The sequence below is a fragment of the Acinetobacter sp. GWC1_38_13 genome, from assembly GCF_001767535.1.
In the GTDB taxonomy this organism is placed as follows: Bacteria; Pseudomonadota; Gammaproteobacteria; order Pseudomonadales; family Moraxellaceae; genus Acinetobacter; species Acinetobacter junii.
In genome coordinates, this window is sequence record NZ_MELG01000131.1 from 2,931 (window position 1) to 21,900 (window position 18,970).

At 38.8% G+C, this 18,970-nt stretch carries 19 protein-coding genes, 1 pseudogene and 1 riboswitch; of the genes and pseudogenes, 5 read left to right on the plus strand and 15 right to left on the minus strand.

Annotated elements, in window-relative coordinates:
- The 13 genes and pseudogenes from A2003_RS14270 to A2003_RS14330 all read right to left on the minus strand — a co-directional run.
- Positions 1-117 (minus strand): annotated as a pseudogene (locus A2003_RS14270) (phosphoglycolate phosphatase); the annotation flags it as partial.
- Positions 118-182: 65 nt separating this feature from the next.
- Positions 183-794: an FHA domain-containing protein gene (locus A2003_RS14275; protein WP_286687535.1), complete on the minus strand. Its 612-nt coding sequence runs from the start codon at positions 792-794 to the stop codon at positions 183-185.
- A gap of 63 nt (positions 795-857) precedes the next feature.
- Positions 858-3,113, minus strand: coding sequence for a type II secretion system secretin GspD (gene gspD / locus A2003_RS14280; RefSeq protein ID WP_004957392.1), 2,256 nt, complete (start codon positions 3,111-3,113; stop codon positions 858-860).
- A 41-nt stretch (positions 3,114-3,154) separates the two neighbouring features.
- Positions 3,155-4,003 carry a type II secretion system protein N gene (locus tag A2003_RS14285; protein WP_004957388.1) on the minus strand — a complete coding sequence of 283 codons (849 nt, stop codon included), beginning with the start codon at positions 4,001-4,003 and terminating at the stop codon, positions 3,155-3,157.
- The gene (gspN, locus tag A2003_RS14290) at positions 4,003-4,746 is read right to left on the minus strand and encodes a type II secretion system protein N (protein WP_286687552.1); all 744 of its coding nucleotides are present in this window, start codon (positions 4,744-4,746) and stop codon (positions 4,003-4,005) included. Before gspN ends, A2003_RS14285 begins: the two co-directional genes overlap by 1 nt.
- A 180-nt stretch (positions 4,747-4,926) precedes the next feature.
- Positions 4,927-5,253, minus strand: a complete 327-nt coding sequence (locus A2003_RS14295; RefSeq protein WP_004958548.1) for an H-NS histone family protein — start codon at positions 5,251-5,253, stop codon at positions 4,927-4,929.
- A gap of 382 nt (positions 5,254-5,635) precedes the next feature.
- On the minus strand, positions 5,636-6,067 hold the full coding sequence (locus A2003_RS14300; RefSeq protein ID WP_004957383.1) for an acyl-CoA thioesterase: 432 nt from the start codon (positions 6,065-6,067) through the stop codon (positions 5,636-5,638).
- 8 nt (positions 6,068-6,075) lie between these two features.
- Positions 6,076-7,269: a heme biosynthesis protein HemY gene (locus tag A2003_RS14305; RefSeq protein WP_286687536.1), complete on the minus strand. Its 1,194-nt coding sequence runs from the start codon at positions 7,267-7,269 to the stop codon at positions 6,076-6,078.
- A gap of 6 nt (positions 7,270-7,275) precedes the next feature.
- Positions 7,276-8,106: a hypothetical protein gene (locus A2003_RS14310; RefSeq protein WP_286687537.1), complete on the minus strand. Its 831-nt coding sequence runs from the start codon at positions 8,104-8,106 to the stop codon at positions 7,276-7,278.
- Positions 8,103-8,879 (minus strand): uroporphyrinogen-III synthase, encoded by a 777-nt coding sequence (locus A2003_RS14315; RefSeq protein WP_286687538.1) that lies wholly within the window; start codon positions 8,877-8,879, stop codon positions 8,103-8,105. Before A2003_RS14315 ends, A2003_RS14310 begins: the two co-directional genes overlap by 4 nt.
- 1 nt (position 8,880) lies before the next feature.
- On the minus strand, positions 8,881-9,798 hold the full coding sequence (gene hemC, locus A2003_RS14320; RefSeq protein WP_286687539.1) for a hydroxymethylbilane synthase: 918 nt from the start codon (positions 9,796-9,798) through the stop codon (positions 8,881-8,883).
- 110 nt (positions 9,799-9,908) lie between these two features.
- Entirely contained in the window at positions 9,909-10,649 is a 741-nt protein-coding gene (locus A2003_RS14325; RefSeq protein WP_286687540.1) for a LytR/AlgR family response regulator transcription factor, read from the minus strand.
- A gap of 57 nt (positions 10,650-10,706) precedes the next feature.
- On the minus strand, positions 10,707-11,849 hold the full coding sequence (locus A2003_RS14330) for a sensor histidine kinase (protein WP_286687541.1): 1,143 nt from the start codon (positions 11,847-11,849) through the stop codon (positions 10,707-10,709).
- Here A2003_RS14330 and argH point away from each other — a divergent pair.
- Both argH and A2003_RS14340 read left to right on the plus strand, forming a co-directional pair.
- Positions 11,840-13,273 (plus strand): argininosuccinate lyase, encoded by a 1,434-nt coding sequence (gene argH, locus A2003_RS14335; RefSeq protein WP_004957372.1) that lies wholly within the window; start codon positions 11,840-11,842, stop codon positions 13,271-13,273. The genes A2003_RS14330 and argH overlap by 10 nt on opposite strands.
- Positions 13,274-13,282: 9 nt before the next feature.
- The gene (locus A2003_RS14340; RefSeq protein ID WP_004916986.1) at positions 13,283-13,558 is read left to right on the plus strand and encodes an oxidative damage protection protein; all 276 of its coding nucleotides are present in this window, start codon (positions 13,283-13,285) and stop codon (positions 13,556-13,558) included.
- A 436-nt stretch (positions 13,559-13,994) separates the two neighbouring features.
- Here the strand turns inward: A2003_RS14340 and A2003_RS14345 are convergent, their stop codons facing one another.
- Positions 13,995-14,114 (minus strand): hypothetical protein, encoded by a 120-nt coding sequence (locus tag A2003_RS14345; protein WP_004916987.1) that lies wholly within the window; start codon positions 14,112-14,114, stop codon positions 13,995-13,997.
- Between the two features lie 222 nt (positions 14,115-14,336).
- The gene (gene phoU / locus A2003_RS14350) at positions 14,337-15,059 is read right to left on the minus strand and encodes a phosphate signaling complex protein PhoU (RefSeq protein ID WP_004916988.1); all 723 of its coding nucleotides are present in this window, start codon (positions 15,057-15,059) and stop codon (positions 14,337-14,339) included.
- A gap of 147 nt (positions 15,060-15,206) precedes the next feature.
- A riboswitch (TPP riboswitch) is annotated at positions 15,207-15,326 on the plus strand.
- Between the two features lie 84 nt (positions 15,327-15,410).
- Between phoU and thiC the strand changes: the two genes are divergently transcribed.
- The 3 genes from thiC to cpdA all read left to right on the plus strand — a co-directional run bounded on the left by thiC (position 15,411) and on the right by cpdA (position 18,830).
- Positions 15,411-17,306, plus strand: coding sequence for a phosphomethylpyrimidine synthase ThiC (gene thiC / locus A2003_RS14355; RefSeq protein WP_286687542.1), 1,896 nt, complete (start codon positions 15,411-15,413; stop codon positions 17,304-17,306).
- Positions 17,307-17,381: 75 nt separating this feature from the next.
- Positions 17,382-17,993: an NUDIX domain-containing protein gene (locus A2003_RS14360; RefSeq protein WP_286687553.1), complete on the plus strand. Its 612-nt coding sequence runs from the start codon at positions 17,382-17,384 to the stop codon at positions 17,991-17,993.
- A 21-nt stretch (positions 17,994-18,014) separates the two neighbouring features.
- Positions 18,015-18,830 carry a 3',5'-cyclic-AMP phosphodiesterase gene (cpdA, locus tag A2003_RS14365; protein ID WP_125297249.1) on the plus strand — a complete coding sequence of 272 codons (816 nt, stop codon included), beginning with the start codon at positions 18,015-18,017 and terminating at the stop codon, positions 18,828-18,830.
- Positions 18,831-18,970 lie beyond the last annotated feature (140 nt).

Here is an 18,970-nt window from a genome sequence, read left to right on the forward strand (position 1 = left end):
TCCTAGTTTTTCCAAACTGAGATTCATCGCACGGTACAAATCTGCTGCAGAATCAACAAGTGTTCCATCGAGATCAAAAAGAATAAGGCTACGACGCTCTAACTGTGCAATTAGCATAAATTTACTCGACATAAAAAAGGCATACACTCATGGTATGCCCTGATTGTAAAAGCTTCGCGTAATTATTTAAAGAACAGCCAAGCAATCACAGCCAAAATGATCAGCACGATAATTGAAATCAAACCTACAGATGCATTTTTCTGTTGCTCAACTTGTTGTGCCACTCGTGATACAGGCTCTTCAAATGGAATAGGTTGTTGCTCTAAAGTCGACTGCACATCAACACCTTGTGGTATCGGCGCAGGCTTTGGAATCGCAACTTGCTGCGGCATTCCATCACGACTAATTGGGGTTTCGACAGCACGTTCAGCTATACTCGGCATACCTTGGTCGTGTGATGTTGATGGCGCTGGTTCTGCTTCAATTTCAGGCAATTCAGCATCAACAGGTGCAAGTACAGAAAACATAAAGCTCGCAAATTGCAAAATATCCCCATCATGCAACTCTGTTTCTTGTTCAATTTTCAAATCATTGATAAATGTACCATTTGAAGAATTCAAATCTTGAACCCAAAGCTGCTGATCTTTCAACAACAAGGCAGCATGTCGACGAGAAATATCAGCAGATTGCAACAAAAGGTCAGCATCTTGATGACGACCAACTAACATATCACGCTCTACGCTAATCTCTTGCCCCGTAAATTCACCCGTAATGGCTTGTAGTTTCCAAGTCATAGATGCATATCCTTATAAAATTTCTCTCAATTTTAACATTGTGACATAAGGTCTTCTGTGCATCTACTGTGAAGATGCCGAACGAATCGTCGTAGTTGTCACTGTATTCTTACTACGCTCAGTCGATTTTGCTGGCAGCTGAATAGATTGCTGTTGTACCTGGGGTTCTATAGTCGCTACAGGTGTAGTTACGACACTACTTTGATTTTGTGTTGCTGTTGGAACCTTTTGATACGGTGACGTAGTATTTAACGGTTGTTGACGATAAATATCAGCCACATTTTCAGGTAACTTAGCAAAATTACCATTTTTATCCATAGCTAGCTGCAAGCTATAAAGCTGATTGTAACGTTGTTGAGAAATTCGACGCACATCATCCGAATCACCAACAATCGTTGGGTGAATGAAAACCAAGAGATTACGTTTTTCATTGGTTTTACTGTCTGCACGGAATAATCGACCAAGATAAGGAATATCGCCTAAGACAGGCAATCCTTGTCTCGAATGGATTGAATTGTCGGAAATCAAACCGCCCAGAACAACCGTTTGACCATGATCAGCTAAAACCGAAGTTTTGATGGCACGCTTACTGGTCACCAAATCAGTTGCTTGACCGCGACTTTCCTGTACAGCAGAGACTTCTTGCTCAACCTCTAACCGAACAGAACCACCTTCACCAATATGCGGTACAACTTTTAGCGTTACACCCACATCCTTACGTTCAACAGTAGTGTATGGATTCACACCTGTACTATTAGTCGTCACAGAACCTGTTACGAATGGTACATTTTGACCCACAACAATATAGGCTTCCTCATTATCCATCGTCACAATAGATGGTGTAGAAAGAAGATTGGATTTCGTATTACTTTTTAGCGCCTGAATCAATGCACCATAAAGCTTACGCGAACCATTCGCACCTTCTTTATAGTCACCCACTACAATCGAAGAACCAGCCCCAATTGCAGAGCCCAAACCAGCCGCTCCACCTGTCAGATATCCAGCAGCTAGTTTTGATAAACTAGACCCAACATTAGTAAAGTTTATTAATCCAATACCACTACTTATATCACCTAATGCCCACTGAACACCCAATTGATCTGCATCATCACCAGCAACTTCAATAATTGCTGCTTCGATCAACACCTGTTGACGACGTATATCTAATTGCTGAATCGCTGCCTCAATTTCACGCATTAACTGAGGATCCGCTTTAACGACCAATGCATTCTGCGTACTGTCCGCAATAATGCTAACACCATTACCATTAAAGCTTGAAACACCTGCATTTTGATTATTTGAGCCGCTATTCAAATTAATTGAAGGCGTGGAAATCGAGGAAGATGATCCAGATGTTGAATTTGAGCTTTGATTGTTTGAAACAAGGTTATTGATTGGGTTATTTGATGAGCCTGCATTATTTGATGCTGAAGATGATGAAACCGATTGACCAGTGACCAAGCCTTGCAAAATTTCAGCTAAGTTTTTTGCACTGGCGTATTTCAAACGAAAAACCTTCAAACCGCCCAAACGATCTGCTGAAGGCACATCTAACATTTCGATCATTTGACGTAAACGTTTACGCGAATCAGGATCACCCTTAATCAAAATGCGATTAGTCCGATTATCCGCAATAATGCGTACACGTGAGCCAATAAAATCTTTAGATGCGCCTGTTGCACTCATCGTTTCTAGCAAACCAATGATTTCTTCTGCTTGGCTTGATTGCAAACTAATCGCTTCAATATCATTCTGACCCGTGCCATCAAGATTACGCACAATATTTTCTAACTGATAAATATTTGCGGCACGATCAGAAACAATCAACGCATTTGTTCCAGCTACAGCAGCTAAATGCGCGAATTGCGGCATTAGAGGACGAAGTGCAGGAATCAAATCATTGGGGTTAGTATTTTGCAGCCAAATCACACGTGTAACGATTTGGTCTCCACCCGCACGACTGCGTGAATCATATGGGATACCAGAATTTTTTACATTGCTATCAGGAACAAGTTTTACAGTATTTCCCGATGGTAAAGCCACAACACCGTTAACATTCAAAACACCTAGAAATAGGTCATAAACCTCATCTTTATTTAAAGGCTTATTTGAAATCACCGTGACGTTACCACGTACACGAGGATCAACCGCAAAGTTTTTCCCCGTAATATCTGCAACTTCATTAATAAATGCTGTTAAGTCCGCATCACGTAAATTGATCTTCCATGTTTGTGCTTGCACATGGGTACTGATTGACGCGGCTAAAGGTGCTGCGGCAAGTAATGCCCAAAGTGGACGTTGATGATTTAAAAAAGCCATAACCTGCACTTATTCCTAACTTATGTGGTGACGTGTTATCACTAAAAACTTTGTTGTATGGTCATCACTTGATCACCACGTTTTATTTCTATTTTGGCATGCCCTTCACGACGTACTTGCTCTAATAATTGTACTTCGCTTAGCCCTTGCCCAACAGTTTGACCGTTAATCGAAAGAATACGATCACCTGAGCGCAAACCTAATGTGTTTTTCAAGTTCGATGGTGTTCGATCAGAGATTTCATAACCATCTGAACCTCCGCCGGTCACACCCATATTTTTTAAATACTGCTCTCGGTTATCTTGCATCTGCTGTATCGCTTGACCTAAAGCAGATTGCGGAGAACTTTGAGAAGGTGCTTGGGGCTGCATTTGAGTTGGCTGATTATTCATACTTTCATTTAAAACGGGTGCTATCGGTTGATATAAGCCGTTTTCTAGACCTTTGAATTTAACTTCTCGTGTAGCACCATTTCCTTGCCTAAGAATCACATGATCCCAATAAACCTCTGCAAGTTGGTAGGACGTTGAGCCAATCGTCTCACCGACACGATAACGTTCAGCAACATCATTGAGTTTAATGACAGCAGAGGATAAATAACTTGGATAACCTAGCAAAACACCCTGCAACTCTAAATTAACATTATCTTGAGCAGAAACTGCTGCGGGTTCGTTAAATAATGCAAACGAACTAATGTTGGGTACTTGAGCTTGCTGCGAACCCAACTCAACTCGATCAAACTGCATCGGCTGCGGCGGTGCGACAACAAACCAAAATAAAGAAGCCAACTTCCAACATAGCCATAGCACTAATATTACCAACACCAACGCACCTAGCTTGTCTAATTTCTGCCATCTCAATTGTTGAATCTTTTGAGCAAATTGTTTCATCAGAAGCCACCCTGCATGAGTGGTTGACGTGAGCTAATCACGTAAGTGTCTAAACCAGCTTTTCCTTCATATGATGGAATATTCAAAAGCATTCGTTGCGTCAATTGCACATCAAGCATCAAACTAGGGTCTAGACTTAGATTTGCCATTTTTTGACTACGCTGATCACGTACATCTACTTGTAGCTGACCATTTTCATCTTTTATTTCAGCCATTAATGAAGGCATATTCATACGATCTTGACGTTGACCGAACGTATAATTCAATTCACCACCACCCCAGTTTAGCTGCCCTTCCGCAGCACTAAATCCTTTTTCTTTTTGATAATTTAACTGAACATCTTTTAATTGAATCGCGTTCTCAGGCCACTGCCAATTTGCAAAATACTTTAAGGTTTCAGGTGAAACTTCACCTTGAAGATTCTTGATCATGATTTTTTTACCAAAACCATAACCAAAAACACCATTAAATTGAGTATTTCCACTGTGTATATCGAGATTGGCACCAACACGTAATAACAATAAATCTAGAGGTCTAGTTTTCCAATGGACAGTTCCTCGCAATTGACCACGCTGCCAATCCGCCTGCCCCTGCCAGATATTGCCACTAACATTATGTAATATTTGATTATCTTTAGAAAACTTAGCAATTAACCATGTTGCTGGAATTTGTAAAATAATAAAAATTAAGAATGCAAAAACGGCGAAAATCCACCATCTCAATTGTTTTGTTTTTTTCTTCATTCCACCCTTACCAACACGCAAAATATCATCCTTGTCGAGACACTCGCCCTCTGATTGACATTATGCATACTTTTTCAACATCGCCAATTCTCTCATATAAAAAAACCAAGCTTTTTAAGCCTGGCTTTTTAATAAAGGATAAAATCACCTTATGACAATACGATGACTTTAAAACTTGCCTTAGATTAAGAAATCTTCAAGTTTTGCACCTTTCTCTAATTCTGCAACTAACCAACGTGGTTGCTTACCGCGACCTGTCCAAGTTTCTTCTGCATTATTTTTATTACGGTAACGCGGCTCAACAGCTTTACGGGTTGTTTTCTTACGTTTTTGCTCACCAAGCTCCAAAAGCTCTTCAACGCTGTATCCAACGTTTTCAGCAATCGCAATAATTTGATTATAAGCATCTTCAATTGCTTGATCTTTTTTGCTTGCAATTAAAGCTTCAGCTTCAGCTTGCAAACGCTTGAGATCTTCAACAGATAAATCACTAATATCTGGTTTCATTAGAACCACTCCAACTCAAAAGGGAAATATATCACTCAAAAATAAAATGAATTAAAAATTCAACTCAATATTAGTTTATATGTAATTAGATAATCAATATTAAAATAGTCAACTCAATCACAGCATTCACTTAAATCAGCCATTATTTACAATAAAACACAGAAACTTTCTCGATCTCAAATATTACAGTACATTTTATCATTCTTTTAATCGCTTACTTTATTGTTATTATTTCTTAAAATATCAATTCAAAAATTCACCTTAAAATAAACTTAACCTAGATTTATAAGTAAGCTTTATTTTAAAAAATTTATTGAATTGCACCTCGATACAACTCAATAAATATGACTTAGATAAAATTATACATAACTGTCTTTACATATTATTCAATATGATGCCCAACACTTGATTCCAACGTTATAATACGATTACGAATCTCGGTTGGTATATTAATTTTCTTTGAATCATGTTTGCCAACACACACCATGACGGCCTCACCAGTTGCAACCACTTGAGCTTGATCACGACTCCATAGAACATAATGCATTCTAAACGCACTATTTCTTAACTCTTCAATTCTTGCACCAATATGCAGCACATCAGGATAAAATACTGGGCTTAAATATTTACATTGACTCGAAGCAACAACCGTCAATATATCCTCATCGAATATATTTAATTTCATTAAATAAGCAATTCGTGCACTTTCAATATATCGATAATATTGAACATTATTTACATGTCCAAAAGCATCCATATCCCCCCATGCAACAGTTTGCTCAAGAATTACTGGATAGACAGACAGCTCTTTCATTATTTCACTCATATCTTAAAGTTAAGAAAATTAACATCATTTTCAAAGATTAAATTCAACTGTCTGATTAAATCAGAATCATCACCCAAGGTAGATTTAATCCTTAAATAACTCATTAAAATATTATCAGGATATAAATCCAACAATTGTGCTGCTTCAGTCTGGCGATCTGTCGCCATAAATATATGCCATTTTGCAAAAGCCAGCATTGGAACGCTGGTATATTTTTGTTCCAACTCCATAATTCGTTGTTCAACATAAGCATAATCAGGAATTTGCTTAAGTAGCTGTTGTTGAAACCACAAATAAAATACTTCAGGATCAAAATGCTCTTGCAATAGATGTAAGGCAAGCTCCTCGTGCTGAACACTCATTTCAGGCATTCGAGCCAATAATTTTAACCAAAGTACTTTACTGGTATACGGCCGTGCTTTGATTTCTGAATGCAGCATCATGTAACGTTGTTGAAGTGCACCTAAATCATCGACAGTAGCTTGATCAAATTGAATTAATAATTGCTGCAACCAAAGATCACGATGTTCTGCATCTAGCAGCCCATGTTGAGTACTTTGTAAAAACACCCATGGCTTTTGTAAGGCCAATTTACCCCACAAACTGGTTATTTTTTGCTGATATGCCGTTTCAATTTCGCTTAGCCAAGGGGATAGTTGATGCTGTGCGAGAAATTCCAAATGTGTAAGTGCTTTTTCTGTTTCTTGTCGCTCTAGAAAAATATCCACTCTAAGCAATTCAGCAAGTTCAAAAGCCATAGGGGCTGACTTTTCTAGATTCATCAATGCCGTTTCATAATCACCATTGCGATAATCAAATTGAGCATCAACGATATTACTCAGTAAACCTGACTGTGTGAAAACTCGCTCAATGAACACTTGCTGATCTTTGGCAGCATCTAATAACCAAACGATGCCAAGCTGCTCATAAGGATGTAAATCTTTAAATCGAAGAATTGTATCTTTCTGTCTTTGCTGTTGTGCGAGATATCTTTTTGCTAATAACCATCCTGCCTGAGCGATGAAACTCACAAGAATAAAGCACGTTACTAATCCCCAAAAGCTACTTTGAAACTGCCAGTCCCGCCAATAGATAAAAGCGTAACCACTACCGTAACCATAGCTAAAGACTGAAAAAATAGCGAATAAGCTAAGGATTGCAAGGAAATATATCTTCAATAAATGCTTCATATCGGACTACCCTAGCAAACCGAGAGTCGTTAGTTTCGGAGCAGGAACGACTGGAAGATTAAGCATTTTCTCCACACGTAGTTTCATTTGCTGACTACTTCGATCTGGCAAATCCTCTAAAAGCAGCATAACTTCTTGCATTGACTTGCGATATTCAGCGGCTTGATTTAAATGCAATGCTTGCTCTGCAAGTAATAATCTTAATTGAGCCTCTTTTAGTAAAATACTTCGTTGGATTAAGTCTGGTGGAGTGCGTTGCACCTTTTCAAATTTGAACCATTGCCACCATGAACGTTCACTGTTTTTCTGCAGTCGAATATCGGGTTTCTGCATTTCTTGCTGAAGCTGCTGATCTAAATACTGCAATAACGTATCAAATTGCTGACGCTGCTGAGTTTGCAGCAATACATATTGTTGAATGTTTTGCTTATCTTGCTCAATCGCTTTGATAAGACCATGCTGCAATGCTGGTGAAACTTGATGTTGAGCCATTTGTTGTTGCAACTGATTCAACTGTTCTAACGCAAAAATAAATTGTTGCTGATCCACTGCAAATTGCACTAATTGTAGCTTTTGCTTGATCACAACGGCGGGGGCAATGCCATCAATCGTTATCGGTGCAGTTACAAGTTTATTATTGGTATTTGAGGTGTTTTTGTCTTGTAGTTGTCGTTGCAAACCCACTAATTGGTCATTTAACAAAGAGTATTGTTGCTGTGATTGAACCAACTGCTGTTGAAGCTGAGGAATTGTTTGAGAATATTGCGCAACATCATAACTGAGTTTCGCCAACCACACCAAACCCAGAACCAATATGAAATAAGCAATTTTTCTCATGATTGTCCTTGCCAGCCTTGAATAGAATGAATAATTTCTAATGGTGCTAATGTTTCTAACTGAATATATTCCAACATAGAATCTACTTGATTTTGCGTTTGACACAATACCTGAGCTAAACGCTCACCAAGTACTAAATAAATACAATCCAACTCTTTACTAATCTGTGCGGTGAGCTGTTGCCAGTTTCTCCAACTTGCTTCACTACTAATCAACACAAAAACTGGTTGTTGTGATACCAATTGAGAAACGAGTTTAGGAAATTTAGTCAAACTTAGTTCAGGGCATTGGCGACGATAAAGGATAAAGTTGAGAATATTTACGCCTGTTTGTTGCAAATGTTGCATCATAAATTGACGTCCGCCATGCCCACGCCAAAATGCGACTGTATTTAAGTCAACGCGTTCTCTAAGTATCGGTAGCTGCAACATCCCTTCTGAACTTTCAACATCAGGAACAAGACTATCAATCCCAAAGGTTTTTAGCGCTGCTGCTGTGGCTTGCCCAACCGCGATCCATTGAATATGTTTAAGTTGATCTAAATCAATCCCACTATTCTTGAGATGCAGCATGCCAATCTCAACAGCAGTTGGACTGACAACAACGATCACTTGCGAAGCCTTGAGTTGATCATACAACTGCATCAAATCTACTGTAAATGGCTCAGCAACCAACTCAAGTAAGGGCAAGGATTCAACCTGTATCCCCTCTTGAATCAGAGCTTGATTTAATGAATGTGCTCGATCTTCAGGGCGCGTATTGATGAATAACATTTTAATATAAAGCTTTCAGTAGCTCACCTGCACCCCGTGCCAATAGTTTTTCGGCTAAAACCACACCTAATCGCTCACCCTCACCCAATGCTCCTGACAATTGTTCTTTTAATAGCGTCTTTCCATCTACACTACCGACTCGACCTTCGATATGAAGTTGATTTTGAGTAATTATCGCATAACCAGCGATCGGAACTTGGCATCCACCTTCAAGATAGGCATTAAATGCACGTTCTGCACGTACACAAATTGAAGTTACTTCATGTTGAAGAGGAGAGATTAATTCCAGTAATTCTTGATCATCTGCACGACATTCCAAACCCAAAGCACCTTGCCCTACTGCAGGCAAACTCAATGTAGGTGCGAGGCAATGGCGAATTCTCTCTGCCAAACCTAAGCGTTTTAAACCTGCGCTCGCTAAAATGATCGCATCATACAGTCCATCATCGAGTTTAGATAAACGTGTTCCGACATTACCGCGTAGATCAATAATTTCTAAATCAGGACGTTGCTGAAGTATCTGACATTTACGGCGTAGACTTGAGGTCCCAACTTTCGCACCATGTGGTAACTCATCAAAATGAGCATATTGATTCGATACAAAAGCATCTAGAGGATCTTCGCGTTCACAGATCACTGCAAGTGTTAAGCCTGCAGGTAAATGCATCGGCACATCTTTCATTGAATGTACAGCTAAATCAGCACGCCCATCCAATAGTGCTGCTTCCAACTCTTTTACAAATAATCCTTTACCACCAATTTTTGCCAAAGGCGTATCTAAAATCTTATCACCTTGGGTTACAAACTTAACCAATTCAACCGTTAAATCAGGATAAAGTTCATTTAAACGAGCACGAATATGCTCAGCTTGCCAAAGTGCAAGAGGACTTTGTCGAGTTGCAATTTTTAGAGTTTTCATAAATCTAAGTTAAGTATTGATCAAAGCAATTGCTCCAAACTTAACTTGATCATTTAAAAATGCAAGTAAAAAAAGCAAAAAGTGATCATAACAAGCTTAGCTTCAACAAATTATAGTTGATGCATACACTCTCTTAGACTTGGTAAATGACGGCGACTCACCGACAAGCGCTCCTCAAGTTCACGTAATCGAACTTGGTATTGTCCAGCAGCAACCAGCTCTAAACCTTCTAAATAATCTAGTGAAACAAGCGCATTACGATGGATTCTAATAAAGCGGTCAGCAAACTCATGCTCTAAATCTTTTAATGTTTCGTCTATCAATACACTGCCATTTTTATGGCGCACGGTGACATACTTCTGATCCGCCAAAAAATAATAAATATTTTCTACAGGGATAAGTTCGACCCCACGATAAGTTTTCGCAGCAATTTGGTGACGTTGAGTTTTAGTATCGTACATATGATCTTGTTGTTTTAAACCCGTCATTTGAGCTTGGGTAAGTTGAGTTAAATTATCAAAAACCTGCTGTAAATCTTGTTGGGCTACAGGTTTGAGTAAATATCCTTGGGCTTGAAATTTAAATGCTTCCAATGCATGTTGATCGTATGCCGTACAAAAAATAATAGCAGGACGTGGGTTCAAGTGACTCAATTGCTCAGCGCACTCTAATCCATTCATCCCTGGCATTTGAATATCTAATAAAACAACATCTGGTGAATCATTTTCAATATGATCTAACACATCTTGCCCATGATGTGCTGTCGCAATCACATCATGCCCCATCTGGGTCACTAAACGTGATAAACGCTCTACTGCGAGAGGTTCATCATCAGCAATCAGAACTTTCATCCTCTCCTCCTTGTCACCGTTAACATCATCCATATTTTTTATGGTTAACTGGACTTATTATTTTACTCGATCGTGGTAACTCACCACAGTCGTATATAACGACACTCCCCCATACACTTGAAACTTCACAGCTGGCCCATAATAAGCCTTCAAGCGCTGTTCAACATTTTCTATTGCAATACCATTCCCTGTTCTGGATTTTATTTTATCGTGAGAATAGGGGTTAGTAATGACTATAGTGACTTGATTTTGCAATATTTCAACCAATACGCTAATCGTTGAAGCTTGTAAAACTTTTTCCACCCCATGAAAAATACTATTCTCTAACAAAGGTTGCAACGTTAATAATGGAATAGTCGCTCGTTTTAACTCAATTGGTGTCGCTTGAATATTCCATTCTACGGTTAATCGGTCACCTAAACGCATTTTCTCAATACTGAGATATTGCTTACACAGATCAATTTCTTCCTCCAAACTTACCAGTTTCAACTCCTGAAAACTGGCCCGAAACAATCGAGAAAGACTGATCAACATATTTTCAGCTTTATCTGGATCTATTGAAATCAAACTCACCACACTATTTAAACTATTAAATAAAAAATGTGGATGAATCCTTGCTTGCATCGCTTGAATACGCGCATTTAACTCGCTGTACTGTTGACGCAACCATTGCTCACGCATATATAAATAACGTAAGCAAAAAGCACCCAATAAAATACCATACCCCAAATGCAAACTTACGCCATGAAATAAGACATCTTCGGAAAAACCAGTAGATCGAGCTGCCCAAAACTGAATGATATTCACAACACAAGTTGTAAGCAGCACAATGATTTGCAGGACAACAAACCCCAAAGTCAAAGCGACCTTTTGACTTAACTTAGTAAAGAAATCCTGAAAATAATCGACAAATGCGGAAAAAGATAAAATCACCCAATTAATAAAAAAGGTATATTGTAAAACGCGAATACCTTCCAAAGCATGCCAAGAGCGAGCTTCCGCCAATGCTAAAACCATTGCCAATACATTACTTGCAACAATTAGTTCTAATAAGTGTTGCCATTGACCAATTTTCGTAAAAAAATACGTGCCTGATGAATTCATCTGACGAGATTGCGATAACTTCTTGCGTCGAGTTTCGGCATCTGCGTTTGGATTTGCTATACTCTTTTTTATTTTACTGAGCCGCCATGACCACATCTTCTCAATCCTCATCTTCAGCAAGCCCTAATCAAACCTCTGGTATGTGGGGCGGTCGCTTCTCAGAAGCAACGGATGCATTTGTTGCAGAATTTACAGCATCTGTGCAATTTGACCAACGTTTTTATAAACAAGATATTGCGGGCTCTATAGCTCATGCAACCATGTTAGCGAAAGTTGGTGTACTCACTGAAGCTGAACGTGATGACATTATTCAAGGTTTAAGCACGATTAAAGCAGAAATCGAAGCTGGAAATTTTGAATGGCGTATTGATTTAGAAGATGTCCACATGAACATTGAGTCTCGTCTGACTCAACGTATTGGCATCACAGGTAAAAAACTTCATACAGGTCGCAGTCGTAATGACCAAGTAGCAACAGATATTCGTTTATATCTACGTGATGAAATTGATGACATTTTAGGCTTATTACTTCGCTTACAAAAAGGTTTACTGAGTTTAGCAAGTCAAAATACGCATACTATCATGCCCGGCTTTACTCATTTACAAACTGCTCAACCTGTGACGTTTGGTCATCACTTATTAGCTTGGTTTGAAATGCTTGTTCGTGACACCGAACGTTTACAAGACTGCCGTAAACGTGTCAATCGTATGCCACTCGGCTCAGCAGCCTTAGCTGGTACAACCTACCCGATTGATCGTGCCTATACCGCTGAGTTATTAGGTTTTGAAGCAGTTTCAGAAAACTCTCTCGATGCAGTCTCAGATCGTGATTTTGCGATTGAATTTAATGCCGCAGCATCTTTGATCATGATGCATTTATCACGTATGTCTGAAGAACTAATTCTATGGACTTCAGCTCAGTTCAAGTTTGTGAATATTCCTGATCGCTTCTGTACCGGTTCTTCAATCATGCCACAGAAGAAAAACCCAGATGTTCCTGAATTAGTTCGTGGCAAGTCAGGTCGTGTTTTTGGCGACTTGATTAGCTTATTGACCTTAATGAAAGGTCAACCATTGGCATACAACAAAGATAACCAAGAAGACAAAGAACCATTATTTGATGCAATTGATACCGTTCGTGGCTCACTTATGGCTTTTGCAGACATGGTTCCAGCACTGGTACCAAATATTGAAGTTATGCGTGAAGCGGCTTTACGTGGCTTCTCTACAGCAACTGACCTTGCAGATTACCTTGTTAAAAAAGGGGTTGCTTTCCGTGATGCGCATGAAATTGTTGGTAAAGCAGTTGCTCTTGGCGTAGCAGAAGAAAAAGATTTGTCTGAGCTTTCTCTTGAACAGTTACAACAATTCTCTGATCTGATTGAAGCAGATGTATTTGACAAAGCTTTGACTTTAGAAGCTTCAGTGAATGCACGTGACCATATTGGTGGAACTTCACCTAAACAAGTTGAAGCTGCAATTGTTCGTGCACACACTCGCTTAGAACAGCTATACGCTTAAGGACTGATCATGACTAGACAAGTATTTTGCCGTAAATACCAACAAGAACTTGAAGGTTTAGATTTTGCACCATTCCCTGGTGCAAAGGGTCAAGAATTTTTTGAGACTGTATCTAAACAAGCTTGGCAAGAATGGTTAAAACATCAAACTACATTGATTAACGAAAAACGTTTAAATGTATTTGAACCAGATGCAAAAAAATTCCTCGAGGAACAACGCGAGAAATTTTTCAACAATGACCAAAGCGTAGAAAAAGCCGAAGGCTGGAAGCCTGAACAAGGATAAGCTGAGTAGCGCTCTAACCTTATCGAAAAGCTAAGCTCTGCCAAGTTAAGCAAGGGAGCTTAGTTTTTTAAAATTTCTTGTATCAAAAGCAATGATTCCATCATTGCTTTTTTTATTTAAAAATTGGCAAGACAACTTTGATTTTTTAAATTACAGGATATTTTTACCATAAGTTCAAATTTTAATCCAAAAACACTTATGATTTATCATTTTTATTTACGTGATCTTTACACTAGTAATAAAGGATTACAGAGTATACACAGTTGTCTACATGACAGATTGAACGATTCTATTTAAAGTTACTTATAGAAAGATAGAGATACCCCCAATATCTCAACAATGCATGATATTTCTCTCCCAGACTTTTCCCCCGAAGTCTGGGATTTTTTTATTTACTCTATCTAAATATCTGTGTGACATATTCGTTTCTGCAATCTTATGGAGATAGCAGGAAATACTCCCAAATCACAAATCCTAAACCAAATCCAAGACATGCATATAGAACGATAATAAAGAAAACGAAGCTCGCATTATTTTTCTTTTTTAGGAAACTCATAGCATTCTCGCCTTTAGGTTGAAAATACTATTTTGAAAAAATACTGATTCTAAATATAGCCACAAAGCCTTCAAAAAAAACTATAACAGATCATTTAAATCACCCCAAAATGATCCAAACAAACCGTTTCTCATAAAACAAAAAAGTGAATTTAATCAAAATCCGCTTCAGATTCACTTTGATTAAATTCACTTTCTGTTAAATCTTTTTTGGTGTGCAAAATTACTTTTGATTTACTTTTTGTTCAATTTCTTCAATGCTAGTATGACGAACATCCATACCTTTCGCCATATAGATCACTTGCTCAGAAATATTACGCGCATGATCACCAATTCGCTCTAAAGAACGTAACACCCACATCACATTAATAACACGTGCGATATGACGTGGATCTTCAATCATATATGTCATAAGTGTACGAGTCGCTGATTGATATTCACGATCAATATCGACATCAGCCATAACAACTTTCAAAGCCTGATCCACATCTAAACGCGCAAATGCATCTAATGCATCATGGATCATGACACGAACCTGATTACCAATATGACGTGTTTCCATGTAACCACGTGGTGACTCACCCTCTTCACAAAGATTTTGAGCAATACGTGCAATTTTTGCAGCTTCATCACCAATTCGCTCAAGATCGGTATTGGCTTTGCTCATTGCAATAACCATACGCAAATCGATCGCAGCAGGATGACGGCGCGCCAAAATTAAAGTCAAACCTTCATCAATATCTCGCTCATATTGATTCACCGTGTTGTCTTTAAACTGAACATCAATCGCTAAATTGGCATCTGTGTCTAATAAAGCATGAATTGAGTTAGCAACTTGCTGCTCTACCAATCCACCCATTGTCATAAATTTGGTATGAACATCTTGTAGGTCTTCATTAAATTGTGAAGAAATATGGTGACTTAACACTGGATTACTTGGACACACAGGATGCCTCCACTAGACACATGGAAAAAATGATTGGTGATTAAACCATAACTATGATGAAACTTTTATGACAATAGCATGGATTTGGCAATTAACGAATGGTGTTAATTGATACAACAATAAAGCAAAAATCTGTTAGTCTAAATGCCTAGCTTGACGGAGCGCAGTTAACAAACTGCTGAGATTGTCTTAATTCTCAATTTAAAGACAAGTACCGTTGAACCTGATCAGGTTAACACCTGCGTAGGAATCAAGCCCAGCAAAAACTTCGCCTTTATTTATCAAAGAGATAAATCCGCCATCGTTTTTGGTCGTGCTTGATTCGTTAATGCCAAACATAAGGATCATGCAATGAACCAATTAACGAATCTTTCCCCTGCTGATATTTCTGCTCAACATGAGCAAGATGCTAAAGATTTAACCCGTATCTTACCTGCCTCCAAAAAAGTCTATGTTGAAGGTTCACGCCCAGACATCCAAGTACCGTTCAGAGAAATCAGTCTCACAGATACTCCTACTGGTTTAGGTGGCGAACATAACCCACCAATCATGGTTTACGATACATCTGGAGTCTATACAGATCCAAATGTCCAAATTGATTTGAACAAAGGTTTACCTCTAGTTCGCCAATCATGGATTGAAGAACGCAATGATACAGATGTTTTAGAAACCTTGAGTTCTGAGTTTGGACAAGCACGCTTAAAAGATATTCGCACAGCAGATATTCGGTTTGCTCATATCCAAAATCCTCGCCGCGCAAAAGCAGGCAAAAATGTCACGCAAATGCATTATGCGAAGCAAGGTATTATCACGCCAGAAATGGAATATATTGCAATTCGTGAGAATCAACGCCAACGTCATGACGTTGATATGCGCCAACACGCAGGACAAAATTTTGGTGCACAAAATTTAAGAGAAATTACCCCTGAATTTGTACGTCAAGAAATTGCTGCAGGACGTGCGATTATCCCTGCAAATATTAATCACCCTGAATGTGAACCGATGATTATTGGTCGTAACTTCTTAGTGAAGATTAATGCCAATATTGGTAATTCAGCGCTTGGCTCATCTATTGATGAAGAAGTTGCCAAAATGACATGGGCAACTCGTTGGGGTGCTGACACCATTATGGATTTATCGACAGGTAAAAATATCCATGAAACACGCGAATGGATCATTCGCAACTCACCTGTTCCAATTGGGACTGTTCCAATTTACCAAGCTTTAGAAAAAGTGGATGGTGTTGCAGAAGACCTCACTTGGGAAATTTTTAAAGACACCTTGATTGAACAAGCTGAACAAGGTGTAGATTATTTCACCATTCATGCTGGGGTCTTACTTCGCTATGTTCCTATGACTGCAAATCGCCTCACAGGCATTGTATCTCGTGGGGGTTCAATTATGGCGCAATGGTGTTTAGCACATCATCAGGAAAACTTCTTGTACACGCATTTCGATGAAATTTGCGAAATCATGAAAGCTTATGATGTCTCATTCAGCTTAGGTGATGGGCTACGACCTGGATGTGTTCAAGATGCCAATGACGAAGCGCAATTTAGTGAACTTAAAACACTGGGAGAATTGACACATCGTGCTTGGGAACATGACGTTCAGGTGATGATTGAGGGTCCTGGTCATGTGCCTATGCATATGATTAAAGAGAATATGGATTTACAACTAGAAGTCTGTAAAGAAGCTCCTTTCTATACTCTTGGACCACTCACGACTGACATCGCACCAGGATATGATCACATTACCTCAGCAATCGGTGCTGCGATGATTGGTTGGTATGGTACAGCGATGCTTTGCTATGTTACACCAAAAGAACATCTAGGCTTACCAAATAAGAAAGATGTAAAAGATGGCATCATTACTTACAAAATTGCAGCGCATGCGGCAGATTTAGCCAAAGGTCATCCAGGTGCTCAAGTTCGAGACAATGCTTTATCAAAAGCACGCTTTGAATTCCGATGGGACGATCAATTTAATCTGAGCTTAGACCCTGATTCGGCACGCAGCATGCATGATGAAACACTTCCAAAAGAAGCTCATAAATCAGCTCATTTCTGTTCGATGTGTGGACCAAAATTCTGTTCGATGAAAATCACACAGAATGTGCGAGATTATGCGCAAAATCAACACAATGCCAATCAATCAAATGATGAAGATGCAGAAGTTGAAGCAGGTCTCAATGCCATGAAAACCGCTTATCAGGAACATGGTCAAAAACTGTACCACAAAGTGTAAATCGACTAAAAAAAGATTTTCCAACGAACCATTCTCGGTTAGGATGAGATATGTACAATCTCATCCTAATTTATGATGAATATTCTTGAGCACGCCAGCTTTTCAGCATCCGACGTTTCGATAGAATCTCGAGAGAACTTATTTCGAGGGTTCATTCAGGTAGAGAAAGTCACAATAAAACATAGATTATTTAATAAATCTAATTATTCATCATCTATTCATCGTGAATTAATTCACCGCCCCGAAGCGGCTGGTGTTTTACTATATGATAATCAACAAAGACGTTTTGCTTTGATCGAACAATTTCGAATTGGCGCATTAAACGATACCGTTTCACCTTGGCAATTGGAATTGATTGCTGGTGTTTTAGATGGGGATGAAACACCTGAAACATGTATTCGCCGTGAAAGCTTAGAAGAAGCGGGTTGTGAAGTTCATGACTTACAACATTTATTTACCTTCTATCCTTCGGCAGGGGCATGTTCAGAAATTTTTCACTTATATGTTGCAAATGTTGAATTACCAACATCAGGTGGCGTGTTTGGAATGCCAGACGAAGGTGAAGACATTCAACTTCATTTGTTTGATTACTCCGATGCACCTCTATTATTAAAAAATGGGCGATTGAGAAATGCACCTGTCATTATGGCATTGCAGTGGCTTACTCAGCATTTACGACAACAATAAAAATCTGAAGGGGATAAAGCGGTGACTTTTCAAGTCTCAACATTATCACAAAAAGATTTTGTGATGATCCAGATTACGGATACTCATTTACTTGAATATCCACATTTAGAATTTGTCGGAATGCAACCCGAACAAAGTTTTCATGCAGTAATCGACTTGATGCGTCAAACACACCCTGAGATTGACTTGATTGTTCATACAGGTGATTTAGCTCAGAATCCGACGCCACTCACCTATCATCGCTATCTCGAGTATATGCACAGCTTGAGCATTCCCTTTTTTCAAACACCTGGGAATCACGATGATGTCAATTATTTTCCATTCCATGAGCAAGACAAGACTGCTCCAACAGTTGTCGAGCTTGGAAATTGGTGTGTCATTTTATTAAATAGCGCCCAGCCGAATCGTATTGACGGCAAAATCGCAGATGCCCAATTGCAGCAACTTCCAAAATTATTGACTCAACTACATGATCGTTATGTCATGATTGCATGTCACCACCATCCCTTTGCAATGCAATCTGCATGGATTGATCAGCATAAATTAAAAAATTCTTCTGATTTACTTGAAACCATTCAGCCCTTTAGCAATGTTAAAGCAATTATTTGTGGACATGTGCATCAAGACTCTATTACGTCATGGCAAGGTATAGAGTTTCTATCGACACCTTCTACATGTATTCAGTTCAAACCAAAAAGTGAAAAATTTGCACTTGATGAAGAACACCCTGGCTACCGTTATATCCGTTTGAAAGCAAATGGCGAGATTGAAACACAAGTACATCGTCTGAGTAATTCTCAACGCTTGAGTAGTTCAGAAGTCTTAGGTTATGACTAAACTTTTGATTACAAATCACATCCTAGATTTATCACTAATTCTAGACAGTAATGACTACCATCTTGCTGAAAAAGTCTATATGATGTCGACCCTTGATGGAAAAAACCATCTTAGGTTTCTATAAAAACACTTGCATATCA

Excerpts from the sequence above, each read along its gene's own strand:
- A2003_RS14360 (WP_286687553.1), top strand. The coding sequence starts at position 17,382 with ATGAATATTCTTGAGCACGCCAGCTTTTCAGCATCCGACGTTTCGATA.
- argH (WP_004957372.1), top strand. The coding sequence starts at position 11,840 with ATGACCACATCTTCTCAATCCTCATCTTCAGCAAGCCCTAATCAAACC.
- A2003_RS14295 (WP_004958548.1), bottom strand. The coding sequence starts at position 5,253 with ATGAAACCAGATATTAGTGATTTATCTGTTGAAGATCTCAAGCGTTTG.
- A2003_RS14330 (WP_286687541.1), bottom strand. The coding sequence starts at position 11,849 with ATGTGGTCATGGCGGCTCAGTAAAATAAAAAAGAGTATAGCAAATCCA.
- hemC (WP_286687539.1), bottom strand. The coding sequence starts at position 9,798 with ATGAAAACTCTAAAAATTGCAACTCGACAAAGTCCTCTTGCACTTTGG.
- A2003_RS14275 (WP_286687535.1), bottom strand. The coding sequence starts at position 794 with ATGACTTGGAAACTACAAGCCATTACGGGTGAATTTACGGGGCAAGAG.
- gspN (WP_286687552.1), bottom strand. The coding sequence starts at position 4,746 with ATGAAGAAAAAAACAAAACAATTGAGATGGTGGATTTTCGCCGTTTTT.
- A2003_RS14325 (WP_286687540.1), bottom strand. The coding sequence starts at position 10,649 with ATGAAAGTTCTGATTGCTGATGATGAACCTCTCGCAGTAGAGCGTTTA.
- A2003_RS14340 (WP_004916986.1), top strand. The coding sequence starts at position 13,283 with ATGACTAGACAAGTATTTTGCCGTAAATACCAACAAGAACTTGAAGGT.
- thiC (WP_286687542.1), top strand. The coding sequence starts at position 15,411 with ATGAACCAATTAACGAATCTTTCCCCTGCTGATATTTCTGCTCAACAT.
- gspD (WP_004957392.1), bottom strand. The coding sequence starts at position 3,113 with ATGGCTTTTTTAAATCATCAACGTCCACTTTGGGCATTACTTGCCGCA.
- A2003_RS14345 (WP_004916987.1), bottom strand. The coding sequence starts at position 14,114 with ATGAGTTTCCTAAAAAAGAAAAATAATGCGAGCTTCGTTTTCTTTATT.
- A2003_RS14310 (WP_286687537.1), bottom strand. The coding sequence starts at position 8,106 with ATGAGAAAAATTGCTTATTTCATATTGGTTCTGGGTTTGGTGTGGTTG.
- A2003_RS14305 (WP_286687536.1), bottom strand. The coding sequence starts at position 7,269 with ATGAAGCATTTATTGAAGATATATTTCCTTGCAATCCTTAGCTTATTC.
- A2003_RS14315 (WP_286687538.1), bottom strand. The coding sequence starts at position 8,879 with ATGTTATTCATCAATACGCGCCCTGAAGATCGAGCACATTCATTAAAT.
- A2003_RS14285 (WP_004957388.1), bottom strand. The coding sequence starts at position 4,003 with ATGAAACAATTTGCTCAAAAGATTCAACAATTGAGATGGCAGAAATTA.
- A2003_RS14300 (WP_004957383.1), bottom strand. The coding sequence starts at position 6,067 with ATGAAAGAGCTGTCTGTCTATCCAGTAATTCTTGAGCAAACTGTTGCA.